Raw genomic sequence first — 13,676 nt, forward strand, 5'->3', positions numbered from 1 at the left:
CTCAATTCTTGATACAAATTACTTTTCTTACTTTCCCTAGCTCAAGAGCCTGCCCTGCTCAAGAACAGGCTGCCATCTGTATCAATCTTCAGGTGAAACGGTATTAGCCCTCTTTTTATCACTTTGGGAGAACCCAATCAATGAAAGCCTTTCAGAGCTTTAATCTCCAGGTTTTGGTTACAAATTTTAGTTCCTGTTAGAAAATAAACACTCAAAGCTTGACTCGATGAAAGTTTCGGAATCTTGCTTCGATTATTGTTTTCCGAGAGTAACAAAACAGGGTTAGGATTTGGGTAGCCAACATTTTTGATCGGCTGCTGTTTTCAAATCTGTTCTTGACCGTCTTTACACCCATTCCTGGGGATTTCTCAGTACCTCTAGAAGCTTTGCTTCTTGGCTATCAGCCGTGGGTTGATCATTATAGTTCCAAAAAGCTTCTCCAGGCATACAATTAAGAACACTTTGTGTACTCACGATGCCGCTTTCCAATCCGAATCGAACACCTCTGTCATGCAGTAGAATAAATTCGGCATAACGTCCGCGTCTGATGCGCTGCCAATATTTCTCCTGTTCCGTAAACTCCATATCCTTACGTTGTTTGACAATCGGAAAATAAGCAGGGATGAAAGCTTCAGAACAAGTTTTTACGAAGGAAAGTAGAGTTTCGACATCGGAATGTTGTAAATTGTCAAAGAAGATTCCACCTACACCTCTACACTCACTGCGATGAGGAAGATAAAAGTATTCATCACACCACTTTTTCAAGCGTGGATAGAGTTCTAAATCGTGCCGATCGCAAGCTGCTTTATGTACTTGATGAAAATGAACTGCATCTTCTTCAAATAAGTAAATTGGTGTTAAATCACCTCCACCGCCAAACCACCAAGAACCAGGTTCAGTGCCATCACCCAATTGGAAGTAGCGATAGTTAACGTGTGCTGTCGGTATCATTGGATTAGATCCATTAATGACAACACTGGTACTCGTAGCGAAAAAAGAAGTACCTTTTTGATCTGGCGTTATAGTTGTTGGGTCTGCCATCACAACATCCGATCCTCGGAAAGTCACACCAGGAGGTAACTCACCCTGCATCGATACGTAGTTGATACCTACTTTTTCAAATACATTGCCGTTCCGCAGCGACTTGTCGATATATATAGCACCATTACTGTTTTCACCTTGTACCCATTGGCCTCTTTCATCTCTTGTCCAGCGTTGTTCGTCAAGTTTACTTCCATCTATTTCCTCAATAGTTTGGCAAACATTATCGAACATATCTAGCAAAAAACTTTCAACTCTATTACTAATTGGTGGTTGCTTGACTGCTGGGTTTTCAAGAATTTGAACCATGACAACTGACCTCGTTGTGACTAAATAGTTATTTGCAAAAAAGGAATTTTGGAATCTAGAAAAATTGGAAGTTGCTTCTCAACCTTTCATCTTGAGGTTTCATTGATTAAGTATGTTTGCTTTGTAGCAAAAGTCTGGGAAGGAAAGAGCTAGCATTTCGCGTTAATTACTTTTGGTTTTCGCGTTACCTAAGTCCTTTCGCTATCTATCTTTTTACTTTAGTCAGGTTTTTACTAGTGAAGATATAGAATTTTAGGAAAATTATAAATAAAATATTAAAAACGTCACTGCCTAGTTAAGAGAAGAAAAATAGGATCACTTCAATAACTACAGCAGTTTGCAGCTAAATGAGGTACAGAACCAAGGAAGGATTCACAAATCAAATTATTCTTCTCCCTCCTGCCTCCTGCCTCCTGCCTCAAAACCAGTGACTTTGTACCTCATGCAAAAGAAAACTGCTGTATAACCAGTCACACTTCAAATCAGTGTTTGATATTATTTTGACTTAACTAAAAAATAAGTTATTTTTAGCTAATATTTAACTTAAGCATAATCAATATCTCAGTCTTTAGATAGAAGACAGACTATTCTTGTAAATTATTGGTGTTTGTACTATTTTTTTAGCTTTTTCAAGATTCGAGACTTCCAGAAAATAAAATATACAATTTATTGAAATTATAATCATTTTAACAAGCGAAAAATATGCAAGATAAATATCTGCACTCAAGAGCAACCGCACAGGTAGCGCACCACCCGCTACGAATGAAATAAACACTTTCTTTCCCTACTCCCCATATTTCTTGAAAGTGCAGTAGGACATTGTTTTTTTAGTTAAATGTATCCATAAAGTAAGTTTGACTGACTAACTTAACAACTGGATGCTTATCATTACCAGTCATAGTTTTAGCAAAATATAATGCTGTTTAAACCCCATCAAAAATATTTTTATTCTAAGAATTCTCTAAAATTCAGTTTCGGGTATTTTTTTGAGGTTTAATCTTGGCAATTGGCTTGAGGCAATACCCTAAATCATTTAACTTGACACGAATTGTTTCCGAAGTTGGTAATTCTTCATTATTATAACCAAATTTATCAATTAATTGCTGTCTCACTTCAGCAGCAGAAAGACGTGTATACAGTCTTTGGCTTTTACAACTTGGGTCTATTTGGCTTTGTAGATCGACAATTTTTTTGATATCTTCTAAAAGATTTGGCAGTTTTACTTCTGCTTTATAACGCCCTCTACTTCGATAATTATCCACGCAAGTGATATTAGTAGTTAGTTCTTTAATTCCTTTACTAATAGTTACACGATTCCATCCTAACTCTCGCTCCGCTAGAGACTGTCCCCCATGTCCTAATGCCACAACTGTTTGTGCTATAAATTTACGTTTGTCCGCACCTTTTAATTGCTGTGCGGTTTCCTTCAACAACTTTTTCAATGAATCCGTTAATTGTATTGACACCTCTATCTACCCAAAAATCAAATCATCATTAAATTTACTACAAAAAGGCGAGTATCAACGGCAATCTCTCCCACCTTAGTATAATGATTATCATTATTGTATTGGTATATTTTATTTTCTGGAAATTTCTTAAAATGCGTGCAGTGTTGTCACTACTAAATAACTTTTTTCTTAACTTCACTAGTCTTTACTGGTGAAAATTTTTAGAAAACTTACCCTAGATCACAAAGGACTTTTGAACTTTCGTTTTTGTAACCTGGATGTATAAGGAGGAGCAAGAGGCATATACGGTGATTAAAGGTAGTATGCCGAAAGCGCTTAAGTTTCGGTTTAAAGCGCTCTGTGCACAATATGGATTAAAGATGAGTGAAGTCTTGGAAGTATTAATCAGCGAATGGGTAAAGGCTGATGGCCCAACTTCTTCTTTCATGACTAACACCTTAGATGAAGACCGAGACAATATCACGCATATCAAGGCATACATTCCCTCCTCCCTGAAGATACAATTTAAAGTTCTTTGTGCCCAAAGAGAGGTTATGCAACGCTTTATCCTCCACAACCTTATTCGTGAATGGGTAGAAAGAACCCATGAAAGAAACTTGCCATGAATCTATTATTCCGTTCAACTAACATCGACAAACCTAACAAAAGTAGCCAATTAAGTCTAAAGAGTAGTAATCCCTTTATCCAACTGATATTTAACAGGGACACTATATCTGAGACTCGCAAGCTTCTGGATAGAGCTATAGTATCTGCTGCCAAAGATACATTACCAAACTGCAAGCCACCTGCCTTAACTCCCTCCCATTGGATCTGGCAACTTGCCGCTTCCTACCATTTAACTCACCATACTGCGCTATTAATGGAAGAAGCATCTGGGCGCTTTGCTGGATTGGGACGCTGGAGTTTAGCACAGTGGGCAGCACAGAAAGCTCGTGAAGAACAAGGTCACGATCGCCTCGCTTTGCTTGATATTCAGTCGATGGGATATGAGGCGGAAGCTGTAGTCAAAGCACTCCTCCCTCCGACTGCTATGGCTTTGCTGAGTTACTTCACTCAGAGCGTACAAGCAGCAGATCCAATTGGTTGCGTTGGGTATTGCTATACAATGGAACGTCTAGCAATGAATATCAAAGCAGAGCATATCCAACAGGTGGAAGCGATACTACCACCTAATACCTATGCTACTCGCTGCCTGCGAATGCACAGTTGTTTAGGTAGTGACGTAAAGCATGTGGATGAGACAGTTAAAATAGTGGCAGCACTAAGTTCAGAGGAGCGCACTAACATAACTGTCGCCTGCTATGAAACTGCACTGTTGTACTTCAGCTCGCTTAAGGAGAAGTATATATCAGAAGTGGAATTACAGCAGGTCTTGAATCAGTTGAAGTTAGATCCTTGTAGTACGAATAATTCTCTTCCTCAATACATTTGCTAGTGCAGAGAGCGCTGAACAATGATTAATTTGTTGGCGTTGCAGAGAAAGCGGGATGGTTTAGCAAATTATAAAATCTCTCCGTCTGCTTCCCCTGTACAAGAACTGCCTAAGAACAGCTTGCTACAATTCATCCACTTGTTGTGGAACGCCAATTTGTTTAACCAATTCTTAATCACATACTTGAAACAACCTGAGGAAAATACAATGAACGTCGCAATCACAAACATTGGGCAGCAACTTTTTGGTTGGAAATCTTTTAGATACTTCTTGAAGCACAACTTCGAGACTTGGTTTCAAGTTTTTAATGACGACGAAATTGAACTAGAAGACTTTTTGAAAGATCAATTCGACCAAGGACTATTTTTTAATATTCCTTCCTCTTTCTAAGCTCTCGTGAGAGGTTAAGATAAAGCGCATTTTGTCAATCAGTCAAAATACTCTCTAAGCCTCAGTAGCGCGAAAATAGCGATCGCTTTGGCGCGGGCACTCCGCGCCATCACTCAATTATTGAAGCAAATAATATATAAGTTTTTCATCTTATTTGGGACTTTATCTAATTTAAGATAATCACCTAAATAATTACTAGATGTTAACGTAATATTTACAGCTTTTTAACCTCTCTTTATACAACCATAGCTATATTGCGATTGGTAAGTTTTACTGAATTTCTGTAACTTTAACAGAAACAATTGTAGTTTGTTTAAACAAATAAATAGTAACAAATGAAGAAGTCTGATTTTCTCAGGGCTATTCTAACTATTGCTGTACCAACAGCAATATCTTTCACTCTGCTTAATTATCTACAAAAGCCACTAACAGCCCAAACCTCAAGCGTTCATCTAAGAATGGGCAATCCTAGTAATGCTGACAGTAGTTACAGTAATCTTTTGTTGAGCAAATCTCAATACGCAGTTTCTTACAATTGCTATAGAGGGACACCAAATTGGGTAAGTTGGCAGCTAAACACATCATGGCTAGGAAGCGCACCTCGCCAAGATGATTTTCGTGCAGATACTACATTACCTTCAAGCTGCTACCGAGTCACTTCTTCCGATTACACTGGTAGCGGTTTTGATAGGGGACACATGACTGCTTCAGCAGATAGGACAAATACAGTTACCAATAACTCTGCTACTTTTTTAATGACGAATATAATTCCTCAATCACCTGATAATAATCAGGGGCCTTGGGCTGCACTAGAAAACTATTCTAGAGACTTAGTAAACCAGGGGAAAGAACTCTATATTATTTCGGGTTCCTATGGCACTGGTGGAACTGGGTCGAATGGAACAAAAAACACAATTGCTAATGGTAACGTTACAGTTCCGACCAGAACATGGAAGGTTATTGTAGTATTAAATTCACCAAATTCTGATGCTAGCAGCGTTACTACTAACACAAGAGTAATTGCAGTGAATATGCCTAATTCGCAGGGAATTAGAAATAATAGCTGGACAAACTACAGAGTTAGTGTTGATTCCATTGAAACAAACACTGGTTACAATTTGCTCTCTAATGTTTCTTCGTCTGTTCAAAGTGTAATTGAGTCTAGAGTTGACAATTTGTAAGGATACTTACTTCACTTAAAACTTAAAGCCTGTCTGTAAATTATAGACAGGCTGGTGTTTGATTACTTAGAGGATGTTTGAAAAGTCATGATTGATGTGCCAAATATTTTTTACCCCACCCTAACCCTCCCCTTATAAAGGGGAGGGAACCGGATTTTTCTTGTTTCCCCCCTTTATAAGGGGGGACTAAGGGGGGTAACAACGTAATTAAAATCACAGCCAACCACTTTTCAAACATCCTCTTAGGTTTCTACAACTTTTGTCGAAATTCCGCCTAAATCTTTATCTGGAGTCTGACCAACAATATAGACATCAATACTTATCGTACCTATGCGATAAACCTTGATATTAGTGAGGCGATCTCTTAGTGTTTTGACAAGTGATTTAAACTTTAGCACGTTTTGTTGTTGTATTTCATCGTGCCATTCTTTTTCTTGGGCACAGTTCCGAAAAAAATAATCTAGTTCTACTTCTTCAACTGATGTTTCTTGAGGATGTCCTGTTAACTGGAGAAGTTTTTGAGCGGTCATTGGTTCTTGCGCTTGATTAGACCACAAAAAAGCTTCAAAAGGATATTCTGATTCACTTATCATTAACAAACCATCGGAGGCTTGTTTAAGTTTTTCCGTAATCTCGTTAGTCATAAAATTTATTTATGGTTATGAGCATTGATTTTTGAGTTTGCCAATCAGAGAATTAAGATTAATTTGGGTAGGCCAACCTTGAGGAAGATTTGCAGAATTATATCCTCTGTCTTTCAATCCTTATTTGCAATTAGATAACTGGTTAAAGTAGCAAAATAAAAGCATACCTTGATTTAGTAATGAGTGCGATCGCTAGATATGATTTTCAAAATGCTTTAATGCGACTACTTTGTTTTACAAACAGCTTGACGGCTAAAAAAAGTCGAGTTTTCACTCCTGTTTTGTATTACTAATCACATATTTTTTAGCAAATATTATGTATGCAATCGGATTGTTTCGCTTGCCAGCAGAAAAACCCGTCTTCTGAAATGCCTTGGTAAATCAGATTTATTTGCTACTTTTGATGATACATTGCTCACTTAGTCAAAAAAAATTAATCCAGATGATAAATATTATTCTATATACCCTATAATTCTCATAATCACGGTATCCATGTAGAAATACCGTAGATTTAGGGGTGATTCTGATGAGCAAGTCGCAACAACTGACACAATTAAGTAAATTCCTGAGTGAGGAGATGCAGGCTTATGCCATGAAAGCCTTGCGGACTATACAACTATCGTATCAACACGCAATTAGAAGTTGGTTGAATGGCCGCAGTATCCAAAGCTTTGTAAGTCTGTTTTTAATAAGTATTTTTTTGAGTATAGCAGTTGCCTCCTGTTCTGGAAGCAGTTCAGCTAGCAAAAATGATGTTAAGTTAAAACTCGTTTCATTCTCTGTCACCAAAGCTGCACATGATCAGATAATTCCCAAATTTATCGAAAAGTGGAAGCAAGAACACAACCAAAATGTCACATTTGAGCAAAGTTATGGTGGTTCTGGCGCTCAAGCAGCTGCTGTGATTGACGGTTCGCAAGAAGCAGATATAGTACACTTGGCGCTTCCCCTTGATGTCAGCAAAATTCAGCAAGCAGGTTTGATCAAATCAGGTTGGGAAACCAAAGCACCGAGAAGTGGTATCGTTAGTAGATCGGTTGCTGCGATCGTTACTCGCGAAGGCAACCCGAAAGGCATTCAGACTTGGGCAGACTTGGCAAAAGATGGCGTGAAAGTGATTGCCGCTAACCCAAAAACTTCTGGTATTGCTATCTGGGAATTCTTGGCTTTCTGGGGTTCGGTAACTCTAACAGGTGGTGATGAAGCAACAGCGCTAGATTATGTCACCAAAGTTTATAAGAATACCCCGACTCTAACGAAAGATGCCCGTGAGGCTAGCGATTTATTCTTCCAAAAAGGTGAGGGAGATGTCTTAATCAACTACGAAAATGAGGTGATTTTGGCGGGGAAAAATGGGACTAAGTTACCTTATGTTGTCCCCCAAGTCAATATTTCTATTGACAATCCTGTAGCGATAGTTGATAAAAACGTCGATAAACACGCTACAAGAGAAGTTGCACAAGCATTTGTTGATTTTCTTTACTCCACAGAAGCTCAACGGGAATTTGCTAAATTACAATATCGTCCTGTTAACCCCAGCGTTACCCAAGAAGTAGCATCACAACATCCGCCAATTAAAACTTTATTCACATCTCAAGATTTAGGTGGTTGGGATATTATTCAGAGCAAGTTTTTTGGAGATGGGGCAATCTTTGACAAAATTCAAGCTGCGAACAAAGCATGATAAAAGAGATATCATGCTGGATTCTCTACATTTTGCCGCTAGCCAAGCATAAGTAATTCTCAGCCACTTTATCTCAATGGATAATTTATGAGCTTTTGTAACCGATTTCAAAATAGCTTTTTCTTAACATCTTTAATGCTTCTTGCAAGCAGTATCACTGCTTGTAACAGCGGACAAGAATTGAAAAGTCAAGTAAGTATTGATGGTGCTGCTGTAGGTTTTCCTGTTTCTTTAGCAGTTGCAGAAGAATACGGTAGAGGAAAACCTGAAGCTAAAGTTAGTGTTGCCTCAAGCGGTACTGGTGGTGGTTTCAGTAAATTTTGTAATGGCGATATTGATATAGCTGGTGCTTCTCGTACCATTAGAGATGAAGAAATCAAAAAATGTAAAAGTAAGAATATTGAATTTATCGAGTTACCTGTAGCTTTAGATGGTATAGCTGTAATTGCTAACCGTAAAAATAACTTTGCCAAATGTCTAACTATTAAGGAACTGGGCAAAATTTGGGGCGCGAAATCAGACGGCAAAATCCTGACTTGGAATCAAGTTAATCCCAAATTCCCTAACGAAAAACTGAAGCTGTATGCTCCAGCTTCTGATACTGGAACCTTTGATTATATGACTCAAGCTGTTACTGGTAAAGCCAAGAATGGCCGTACAGATTACACCCCTAGTCACAATCAAAATCTCCTAGTACAAGGTGTGTCAGGTGATGTATCAGCCTTGGGTTATGTTGGGATATCTTACTACATTCAAAATCAAGATAAACTCAATCTAGTTGCTGTAGAAAGTCCTACAGGAAAGTGTGAAAAGCCAGTTCCTGTAGATAATGTCATCAAAAATATCTACACACCTTTGTCTCGTCCTCTGTTCCTCTATGTCAGTAAAAAATCCTTAGATACCAAGCCAGCAGTTAAAGAATTTGTAGATTTTTATCTAGAAAATTCTTGGAAGTGGGTAGATAGCGTTGGTTATGTGGCACTACCTGATAAAGCTTATGTCAAAGTCAAGCAAAAATTTGCTACTGGTGAAACGGGGACAAAATTCAAAAAAGCAAAACCAGGTGAACCAATCACTAACTTTATTTAAATAAAGTTTCGGCTCTTGTAGTCTGGATGTAGTTAAAAAATTAACTGTTTATGCAAAATCTCAATTCTCAAGACGATCCTTATCTACTATCCAGACAGTCACTGGATAAAAATCCATCGGAAGATATATCTGAAAAGATTGTTGCAGTAATTTTATTCGCTTGTGCTTTAGTTTCGGTTTTAACTACTTTTGGGATTGTCGTAATTATCTTTCAAGAGACATTTGGTTTTTTCCAAGAAGTTTCCTTTGCTCAATTCTTTCTTGATACTAAATGGACTCCTTTATTTGCAGATAGACATTTTGGCGTTTGGCCCTTGATCAATGGCACTTTTTTAACAACAGCTATTGCGATGGCAGTTGCTATTCCTTTGGGGTTATCTTCTGCTATTTATTTAAGTGAGTATGCTCAACCCAAAGTAGCAGCAGTTTTACGTCCAGCAGTGGAACTTTTAGCGGGAATACCAACAGTAGTATATGGTTACTTTGCGCTATTGTTTGTCACACCGTTGCTACGAAATTTTATCCCTCTGGAAATATTCAACGCTTTGAGTGCAGGATTAATGATGGGAGTAATGATTACTCCTACTGTTGGTTCTATCAGCTTAGATGCTATTAAAGCAGTTCCCCGCTCTTTACGAGAAGGATCTTATGCTTTAGGTATCACGAAACTGGAAACCATTTTTAAAGTAGTTCTACCAGCCGCGCTTTCAGGAATCATCGCCTCAATTATATTGGGTATTTCTCGCGCTGTGGGTGAAACAATGACTGTTCTAATCGCCGCCGGACTACAGCCAAAGCTGACTGTTAATTTTGCGGAATCAATAGAAACAATGACAGCTTACATGGCACAAATTTCTGGAGGAGATAGTCCACGTGGTAGTCTCAATTTCAAAACCTTATATGCTGTAGGTGCTGTTCTGTTTATCATCACCCTAGCTTTGAATATTGTGAGTTACTGGATTGCAAATCGCTTTAAAGAAAAATACGATTAATAAGTATGGCTACAAGTTATCAACCAGATAGTTCTCTAGATTCTACGGTAGAATTTACCGATAATGTTGAAAGTAGAGAGACATTAGGAAAAGTATTTGAAGTAATTTTTTTGTTAGGATTACTGATTGGTTTATTTATCCTAGCATTGCTACTTTTTGATATTTTTAAAGACGGATTAGGTAGATTTTTATCACCTGGCTTTTTGACCGAAACTCCTTCTCGTTTTGCTGACCAAGGTGGGATTCGACCTGCAATTATCAGCAGCGTTCTTTTGGGAACTGTTGTGATTTTGGTTACTGTTCCTATTGGTGTCGGAGCAGCTTTATATCTAGAAGAGTATGCACCGAAAGCTTGGTGGACAGCTATTATTGAGATTAATATCAGTAATCTCGCGGGTGTACCTTCTATTGTTTATGGATTGCTGGGTTTAGGAGTTTTCAATTATCTGCTTGGGTTTGGCCCCGCTTTGATTTCTGGTGCATTGACTTTATCTTTGTTGTCTTTGCCAGTGATTATTGTCACCTCTAGAGAAGCAATTCGCGCCGTCCCAGATTCCCTGAGAAATGCCTCTTATGGATTAGGTGTAACCAAATGGCGAACTATCAGTAGTCATGTCATACCTTATGCTATTCCTGGTATTTTGACAGGAGTGATTATCTCTGTATCCCGTGCCATTGGTGATGCAGCCTCTCTAATTGTTGTCGGTGCTGTGGGTTTTCTCACCTTTGACCCTGGTTTGTTCCAGAGATTTATGGCATTACCCATTCAAATTTACAGTTACATCACTCGTCCTGAACCGGGTTTTGCTGGTGCAGCAGCAGCGACAATTATTGCGTTGTTGCTCTTGATTTTAGCTTTAAATGGTGTTGCAATTTATATCCGACAACGCTTCTCAATACGTTAGGTAATTAAATATCTAATTAGATACATTCACAGATATTTGGAGATACGCTTTCATGACTTATAGCAATAGTAGAAGACAATCAGATAGTGCCACAATCGACCAAGGTAGTAGCGTTTTCAATGTTGAAGGTGTGAAGGTTTTTTATGGAGGATCTCTAGCACTTTTAGATGTTTATCTAAAGATTCCTGATAAACAAATTATTGCTTTTATTGGGCCTTCAGGATGCGGTAAAAGTACCTTACTACGTTGCTTCAACCGGATGAATGATTTAATTCCTGGTGCTAAGGTTGAGGGGAGACTGAATTATCGCGATCGCAATATTTACGATCCTAAGATAAATTCTGTCAAATTACGCCGCCAAGTCGGAATGGTTTTTCAAAGACCGAATCCTTTCCCCAAGTCAATATACGAAAATATTTCCTTTGGGCCCCGTGCTAACGGTTATAAAGGTAACATCGACGAATTGGTGGAAGATTCCCTCAGACGCGCTGCTATTTGGGATGAAGTCAAAGACAAACTCAAAGAGAAGGGAACTGCATTATCTGGCGGACAACAGCAACGACTTTGCATTGCGCGTGCGATCGCAATGAAGCCAGATGTATTATTGATGGATGAACCATGTTCTGCTCTCGACCCAATTTCTAGCCGCCAAGTAGAAGAACTCTGCTTACAACTCAAGGAGCAATACACCATCATTATGGTGACACACAATATGCAGCAAGCTTCGAGAGTGGCAGATTTCACGGCTTTCTTCAATACAGAAACTGACGAGTATGGTAAACGTCGTGGAAAATTAGTTGAGTTTAATCCGACAGCCCAGATGTTCAGTTCTCCTCAAACTAAAGAAGCTGAGGATTATATCAGCGGACGCTTCGGTTAAAGAGCTTGTCCTAAGTATTTAGGATAATAGACAACCTTGTACAATAAGGTCTTTGTACAGGGTTTTGTTTTGTGATACCAGACTCACTAAAATAGCGGCACTACAGACTCAATCTATAATGCGTAGGAGAGTCACCCTATGCTGCATAACACTCAAAAAATTTTGTTTGAGTTTTATCTGAATCTTCGACTAGTCTATTTCTCCGACATCCCGTAGCACTGCATCAATGAGGCTAGGTCGGATATAAATTCCATTGGTGCGTAACTGCTCAATATATACTTTAAGCTCAACAATCAAGCCTGCTTTTTTCGCCTTACGCAAAATGCCAAGAGTACCTATCCGGCGAATTCCTAAGCGTTCTGCAACCCTTCGTGCTTGAGCATCATCCAAAAGTACCGTACTATCTGGAGTGGACTGAGCCAAGGCAATAGCTTCAGCTTCTCCACGATCAACTAAGATTGATAATGGTTCTAATATCAGGGCTTCAGGGGCTTGAATTTCCAACCAAGTTAACTGACTGACGGCTTGTGCGCCAGGTAAACCTACACCTTGGATTGTTACTTCATCCCATACGGCTGTGGGAAGTAATATTCGCTGATAAAGTTGGGGTAAAAGTTCCAGTTGCGCGATAATTGCCAAGGAAATGAGGGGGCTGCTATCGGCAACGATGACAGAGTTAATCATCGCGCAATTCGTCGGCGATTTGGTCATCATCTAAGTTGATAACAGGGATTTGCAAACGTCCTAGTTCGTACATGAACTGCGGTTTATTCATGCTGCAAAAGGCGGCGGCTTTACCAAGCGATAGTCGGCGTAGCTCAAATAGTTTGACTGCGAGCAAAAATGTGAGTTCTGCTTCTAACGCTTGGGGTGATTTACCGGAGGTAATAAGTAAGTCATCGGGATAATGAAGGGATAGGATGTGCATGATTCACTTCTGTGTTTCTGATTCCTAATTCTGTCTTGATTATGGCTTACACTAGTCCAACTAGCATAGCGAAGCGATCGCACCCAGTAGTGACTCAACAACAACTCGACGACTGGCTAAATCATGATTAAATCGCTTATCGAAGAATGATGATCTGATGTTGCTTTGCATTAGCTTAATTCTGGAAAATATGCTGAGGCTTAATAGTCCGAAATTGAAGTACTATTTTAGATTAGTACTTATACTGTGTATTATGTTTAAGCCTTTGTCATTTGCTTTAGTTGCAGCAACCATTGTAGTTGCATCAATCAATAATCCCAGTAATACTTTAGCTCGAACTTGTGCATCTAAGTGTGGGTCGCACCCAATTCAGTTTACACCTGGGCAACATATCCGGGTTGAAGTTATAAATAGCACACCTAATCTAATCAAAATCCAAAAACCCTCTGGGACTGATGCAATATCCTTGAGTCCAGGGCAGAAATTAAATTTAGGACAAATAGAGGGTACTGAGCCAAATACATCTCTGATATTTTGGAGTGAAACAGGTTTATCACTACAAGCAATTGTCTCTAAACTTAACTTTGGCACATTGCGGCTAGAACTCCGTCCGACTTGGCGCTCTCCGGGCGATCGCTCGTTATATATTATGGATGATGGTAGGATCAACGTGTTTTAGATAGCAAATAATGTTATTAGTTATGAGTTAAGAAATAACTTTCAATTCAACAC

General features: G+C 38.9%; 14 protein-coding genes and 1 pseudogene. 10 read left to right on the forward strand and 5 right to left on the reverse strand.

Annotated elements, in window-relative coordinates:
* Window positions 1-345: 345 nt before the first annotated feature.
* Both hemF and CDG76_RS14250 read right to left on the reverse strand, forming a co-directional pair.
* A complete protein-coding gene (gene hemF / locus CDG76_RS14245) occupies window positions 346-1,350 on the reverse strand; it encodes an oxygen-dependent coproporphyrinogen oxidase (RefSeq protein WP_094349648.1) in 1,005 nt (334 codons plus the stop codon).
* Between the two features lie 967 nt (window positions 1,351-2,317).
* Window positions 2,318-2,810 (reverse strand): annotated as a pseudogene (locus CDG76_RS14250) (ISAzo13-like element transposase-related protein); the annotation flags it as partial.
* A gap of 368 nt (window positions 2,811-3,178) precedes the next feature.
* Here CDG76_RS14250 and CDG76_RS14255 point away from each other — a divergent pair.
* The 4 genes from CDG76_RS14255 (at window position 3,179) to CDG76_RS14270 (ending at window position 5,822) form a co-directional block, all read left to right on the forward strand.
* Complete coding sequence (locus tag CDG76_RS14255) at window positions 3,179-3,424, forward strand: hypothetical protein (protein ID WP_190240851.1); 246 nt, start codon at window positions 3,179-3,181, stop codon at window positions 3,422-3,424.
* Window positions 3,421-4,254: a hypothetical protein gene (locus CDG76_RS14260; protein WP_094349650.1), complete on the forward strand. Its 834-nt coding sequence runs from the start codon at window positions 3,421-3,423 to the stop codon at window positions 4,252-4,254. The genes CDG76_RS14255 and CDG76_RS14260 overlap by 4 nt, the downstream gene beginning before the upstream one ends.
* 18 nt (window positions 4,255-4,272) lie before the next feature.
* Complete coding sequence (locus CDG76_RS14265; protein WP_094349651.1) at window positions 4,273-4,641, forward strand: hypothetical protein; 369 nt, start codon at window positions 4,273-4,275, stop codon at window positions 4,639-4,641.
* 335 nt (window positions 4,642-4,976) lie between these two features.
* Window positions 4,977-5,822 (forward strand): DNA/RNA non-specific endonuclease, encoded by an 846-nt coding sequence (locus CDG76_RS14270; RefSeq protein WP_094349652.1) that lies wholly within the window; start codon window positions 4,977-4,979, stop codon window positions 5,820-5,822.
* A 242-nt stretch (window positions 5,823-6,064) separates the two neighbouring features.
* Here CDG76_RS14270 and CDG76_RS14275 read toward each other — a convergent pair whose 3' ends face one another.
* Window positions 6,065-6,466, reverse strand: coding sequence for a nuclease A inhibitor family protein (locus CDG76_RS14275; RefSeq protein WP_094349653.1), 402 nt, complete (start codon window positions 6,464-6,466; stop codon window positions 6,065-6,067).
* Between the two features lie 526 nt (window positions 6,467-6,992).
* Here CDG76_RS14275 and CDG76_RS14280 point away from each other — a divergent pair.
* The 5 genes from CDG76_RS14280 to pstB all read left to right on the forward strand — a co-directional run bounded on the left by CDG76_RS14280 (window position 6,993) and on the right by pstB (window position 12,016).
* Window positions 6,993-8,150 (forward strand): sulfate ABC transporter substrate-binding protein, encoded by a 1,158-nt coding sequence (locus tag CDG76_RS14280; protein ID WP_094349654.1) that lies wholly within the window; start codon window positions 6,993-6,995, stop codon window positions 8,148-8,150.
* 87 nt (window positions 8,151-8,237) lie between these two features.
* On the forward strand, window positions 8,238-9,239 hold the full coding sequence (locus CDG76_RS14285) for a PstS family phosphate ABC transporter substrate-binding protein (protein WP_094349655.1): 1,002 nt from the start codon (window positions 8,238-8,240) through the stop codon (window positions 9,237-9,239).
* A 50-nt stretch (window positions 9,240-9,289) separates the two neighbouring features.
* Window positions 9,290-10,231, forward strand: a complete 942-nt coding sequence (gene pstC / locus CDG76_RS14290) for a phosphate ABC transporter permease subunit PstC (RefSeq protein WP_094349656.1) — start codon at window positions 9,290-9,292, stop codon at window positions 10,229-10,231.
* A 5-nt stretch (window positions 10,232-10,236) separates the two neighbouring features.
* Window positions 10,237-11,136, forward strand: coding sequence for a phosphate ABC transporter permease PstA (gene pstA / locus CDG76_RS14295; RefSeq protein ID WP_094349657.1), 900 nt, complete (start codon window positions 10,237-10,239; stop codon window positions 11,134-11,136).
* Between the two features lie 52 nt (window positions 11,137-11,188).
* Window positions 11,189-12,016 carry a phosphate ABC transporter ATP-binding protein PstB gene (pstB, locus tag CDG76_RS14300; RefSeq protein ID WP_094349658.1) on the forward strand — a complete coding sequence of 276 codons (828 nt, stop codon included), beginning with the start codon at window positions 11,189-11,191 and terminating at the stop codon, window positions 12,014-12,016.
* 189 nt (window positions 12,017-12,205) lie between these two features.
* On the opposite strand, the gene CDG76_RS14305 is transcribed toward pstB, so the two are convergent.
* Together CDG76_RS14305 and CDG76_RS14310 are read right to left on the reverse strand one after the other, a co-directional pair.
* Complete coding sequence (locus CDG76_RS14305) at window positions 12,206-12,700, reverse strand: DUF3368 domain-containing protein (protein WP_094349659.1); 495 nt, start codon at window positions 12,698-12,700, stop codon at window positions 12,206-12,208.
* Window positions 12,693-12,944, reverse strand: coding sequence for a UPF0175 family protein (locus CDG76_RS14310; RefSeq protein WP_073645131.1), 252 nt, complete (start codon window positions 12,942-12,944; stop codon window positions 12,693-12,695). Before CDG76_RS14310 ends, CDG76_RS14305 begins: the two co-directional genes overlap by 8 nt.
* Window positions 12,945-13,197: 253 nt before the next feature.
* Between CDG76_RS14310 and CDG76_RS14315 the strand changes: the two genes are divergently transcribed.
* A complete protein-coding gene (locus CDG76_RS14315) occupies window positions 13,198-13,623 on the forward strand; it encodes a hypothetical protein (protein WP_094349660.1) in 426 nt (141 codons plus the stop codon).
* The last annotated feature ends 53 nt before the right edge of the window (window positions 13,624-13,676 follow it).

The sequence above is a fragment of the Nostoc sp. 'Peltigera membranacea cyanobiont' 210A genome (genome assembly GCF_002246015.1).
Lineage (GTDB): Bacteria > Cyanobacteriota > Cyanobacteriia > Cyanobacteriales > Nostocaceae > Nostoc.

What these genes read in the sequence shown, in the direction of transcription:
- CDG76_RS14260 (WP_094349650.1), top strand. Translation starts at nt 3,421, where the DNA reads ATGAATCTATTATTCCGTTCAACTAACATCGACAAACCTAACAAAAGT.
- pstC (WP_094349656.1), top strand. Translation starts at nt 9,290, where the DNA reads ATGCAAAATCTCAATTCTCAAGACGATCCTTATCTACTATCCAGACAG.
- CDG76_RS14275 (WP_094349653.1), bottom strand. Translation starts at nt 6,466, where the DNA reads ATGACTAACGAGATTACGGAAAAACTTAAACAAGCCTCCGATGGTTTG.
- pstB (WP_094349658.1), top strand. Translation starts at nt 11,189, where the DNA reads ATGACTTATAGCAATAGTAGAAGACAATCAGATAGTGCCACAATCGAC.
- CDG76_RS14280 (WP_094349654.1), top strand. Translation starts at nt 6,993, where the DNA reads ATGAGCAAGTCGCAACAACTGACACAATTAAGTAAATTCCTGAGTGAG.
- CDG76_RS14285 (WP_094349655.1), top strand. Translation starts at nt 8,238, where the DNA reads ATGAGCTTTTGTAACCGATTTCAAAATAGCTTTTTCTTAACATCTTTA.
- CDG76_RS14315 (WP_094349660.1), top strand. Translation starts at nt 13,198, where the DNA reads ATGTTTAAGCCTTTGTCATTTGCTTTAGTTGCAGCAACCATTGTAGTT.
- CDG76_RS14305 (WP_094349659.1), bottom strand. Translation starts at nt 12,700, where the DNA reads ATGATTAACTCTGTCATCGTTGCCGATAGCAGCCCCCTCATTTCCTTG.
- CDG76_RS14310 (WP_073645131.1), bottom strand. Translation starts at nt 12,944, where the DNA reads ATGCACATCCTATCCCTTCATTATCCCGATGACTTACTTATTACCTCC.
- CDG76_RS14255 (WP_190240851.1), top strand. Translation starts at nt 3,179, where the DNA reads ATGAGTGAAGTCTTGGAAGTATTAATCAGCGAATGGGTAAAGGCTGAT.
- hemF (WP_094349648.1), bottom strand. Translation starts at nt 1,350, where the DNA reads ATGGTTCAAATTCTTGAAAACCCAGCAGTCAAGCAACCACCAATTAGT.
- CDG76_RS14265 (WP_094349651.1), top strand. Translation starts at nt 4,273, where the DNA reads ATGATTAATTTGTTGGCGTTGCAGAGAAAGCGGGATGGTTTAGCAAAT.
- pstA (WP_094349657.1), top strand. Translation starts at nt 10,237, where the DNA reads ATGGCTACAAGTTATCAACCAGATAGTTCTCTAGATTCTACGGTAGAA.
- CDG76_RS14270 (WP_094349652.1), top strand. Translation starts at nt 4,977, where the DNA reads ATGAAGAAGTCTGATTTTCTCAGGGCTATTCTAACTATTGCTGTACCA.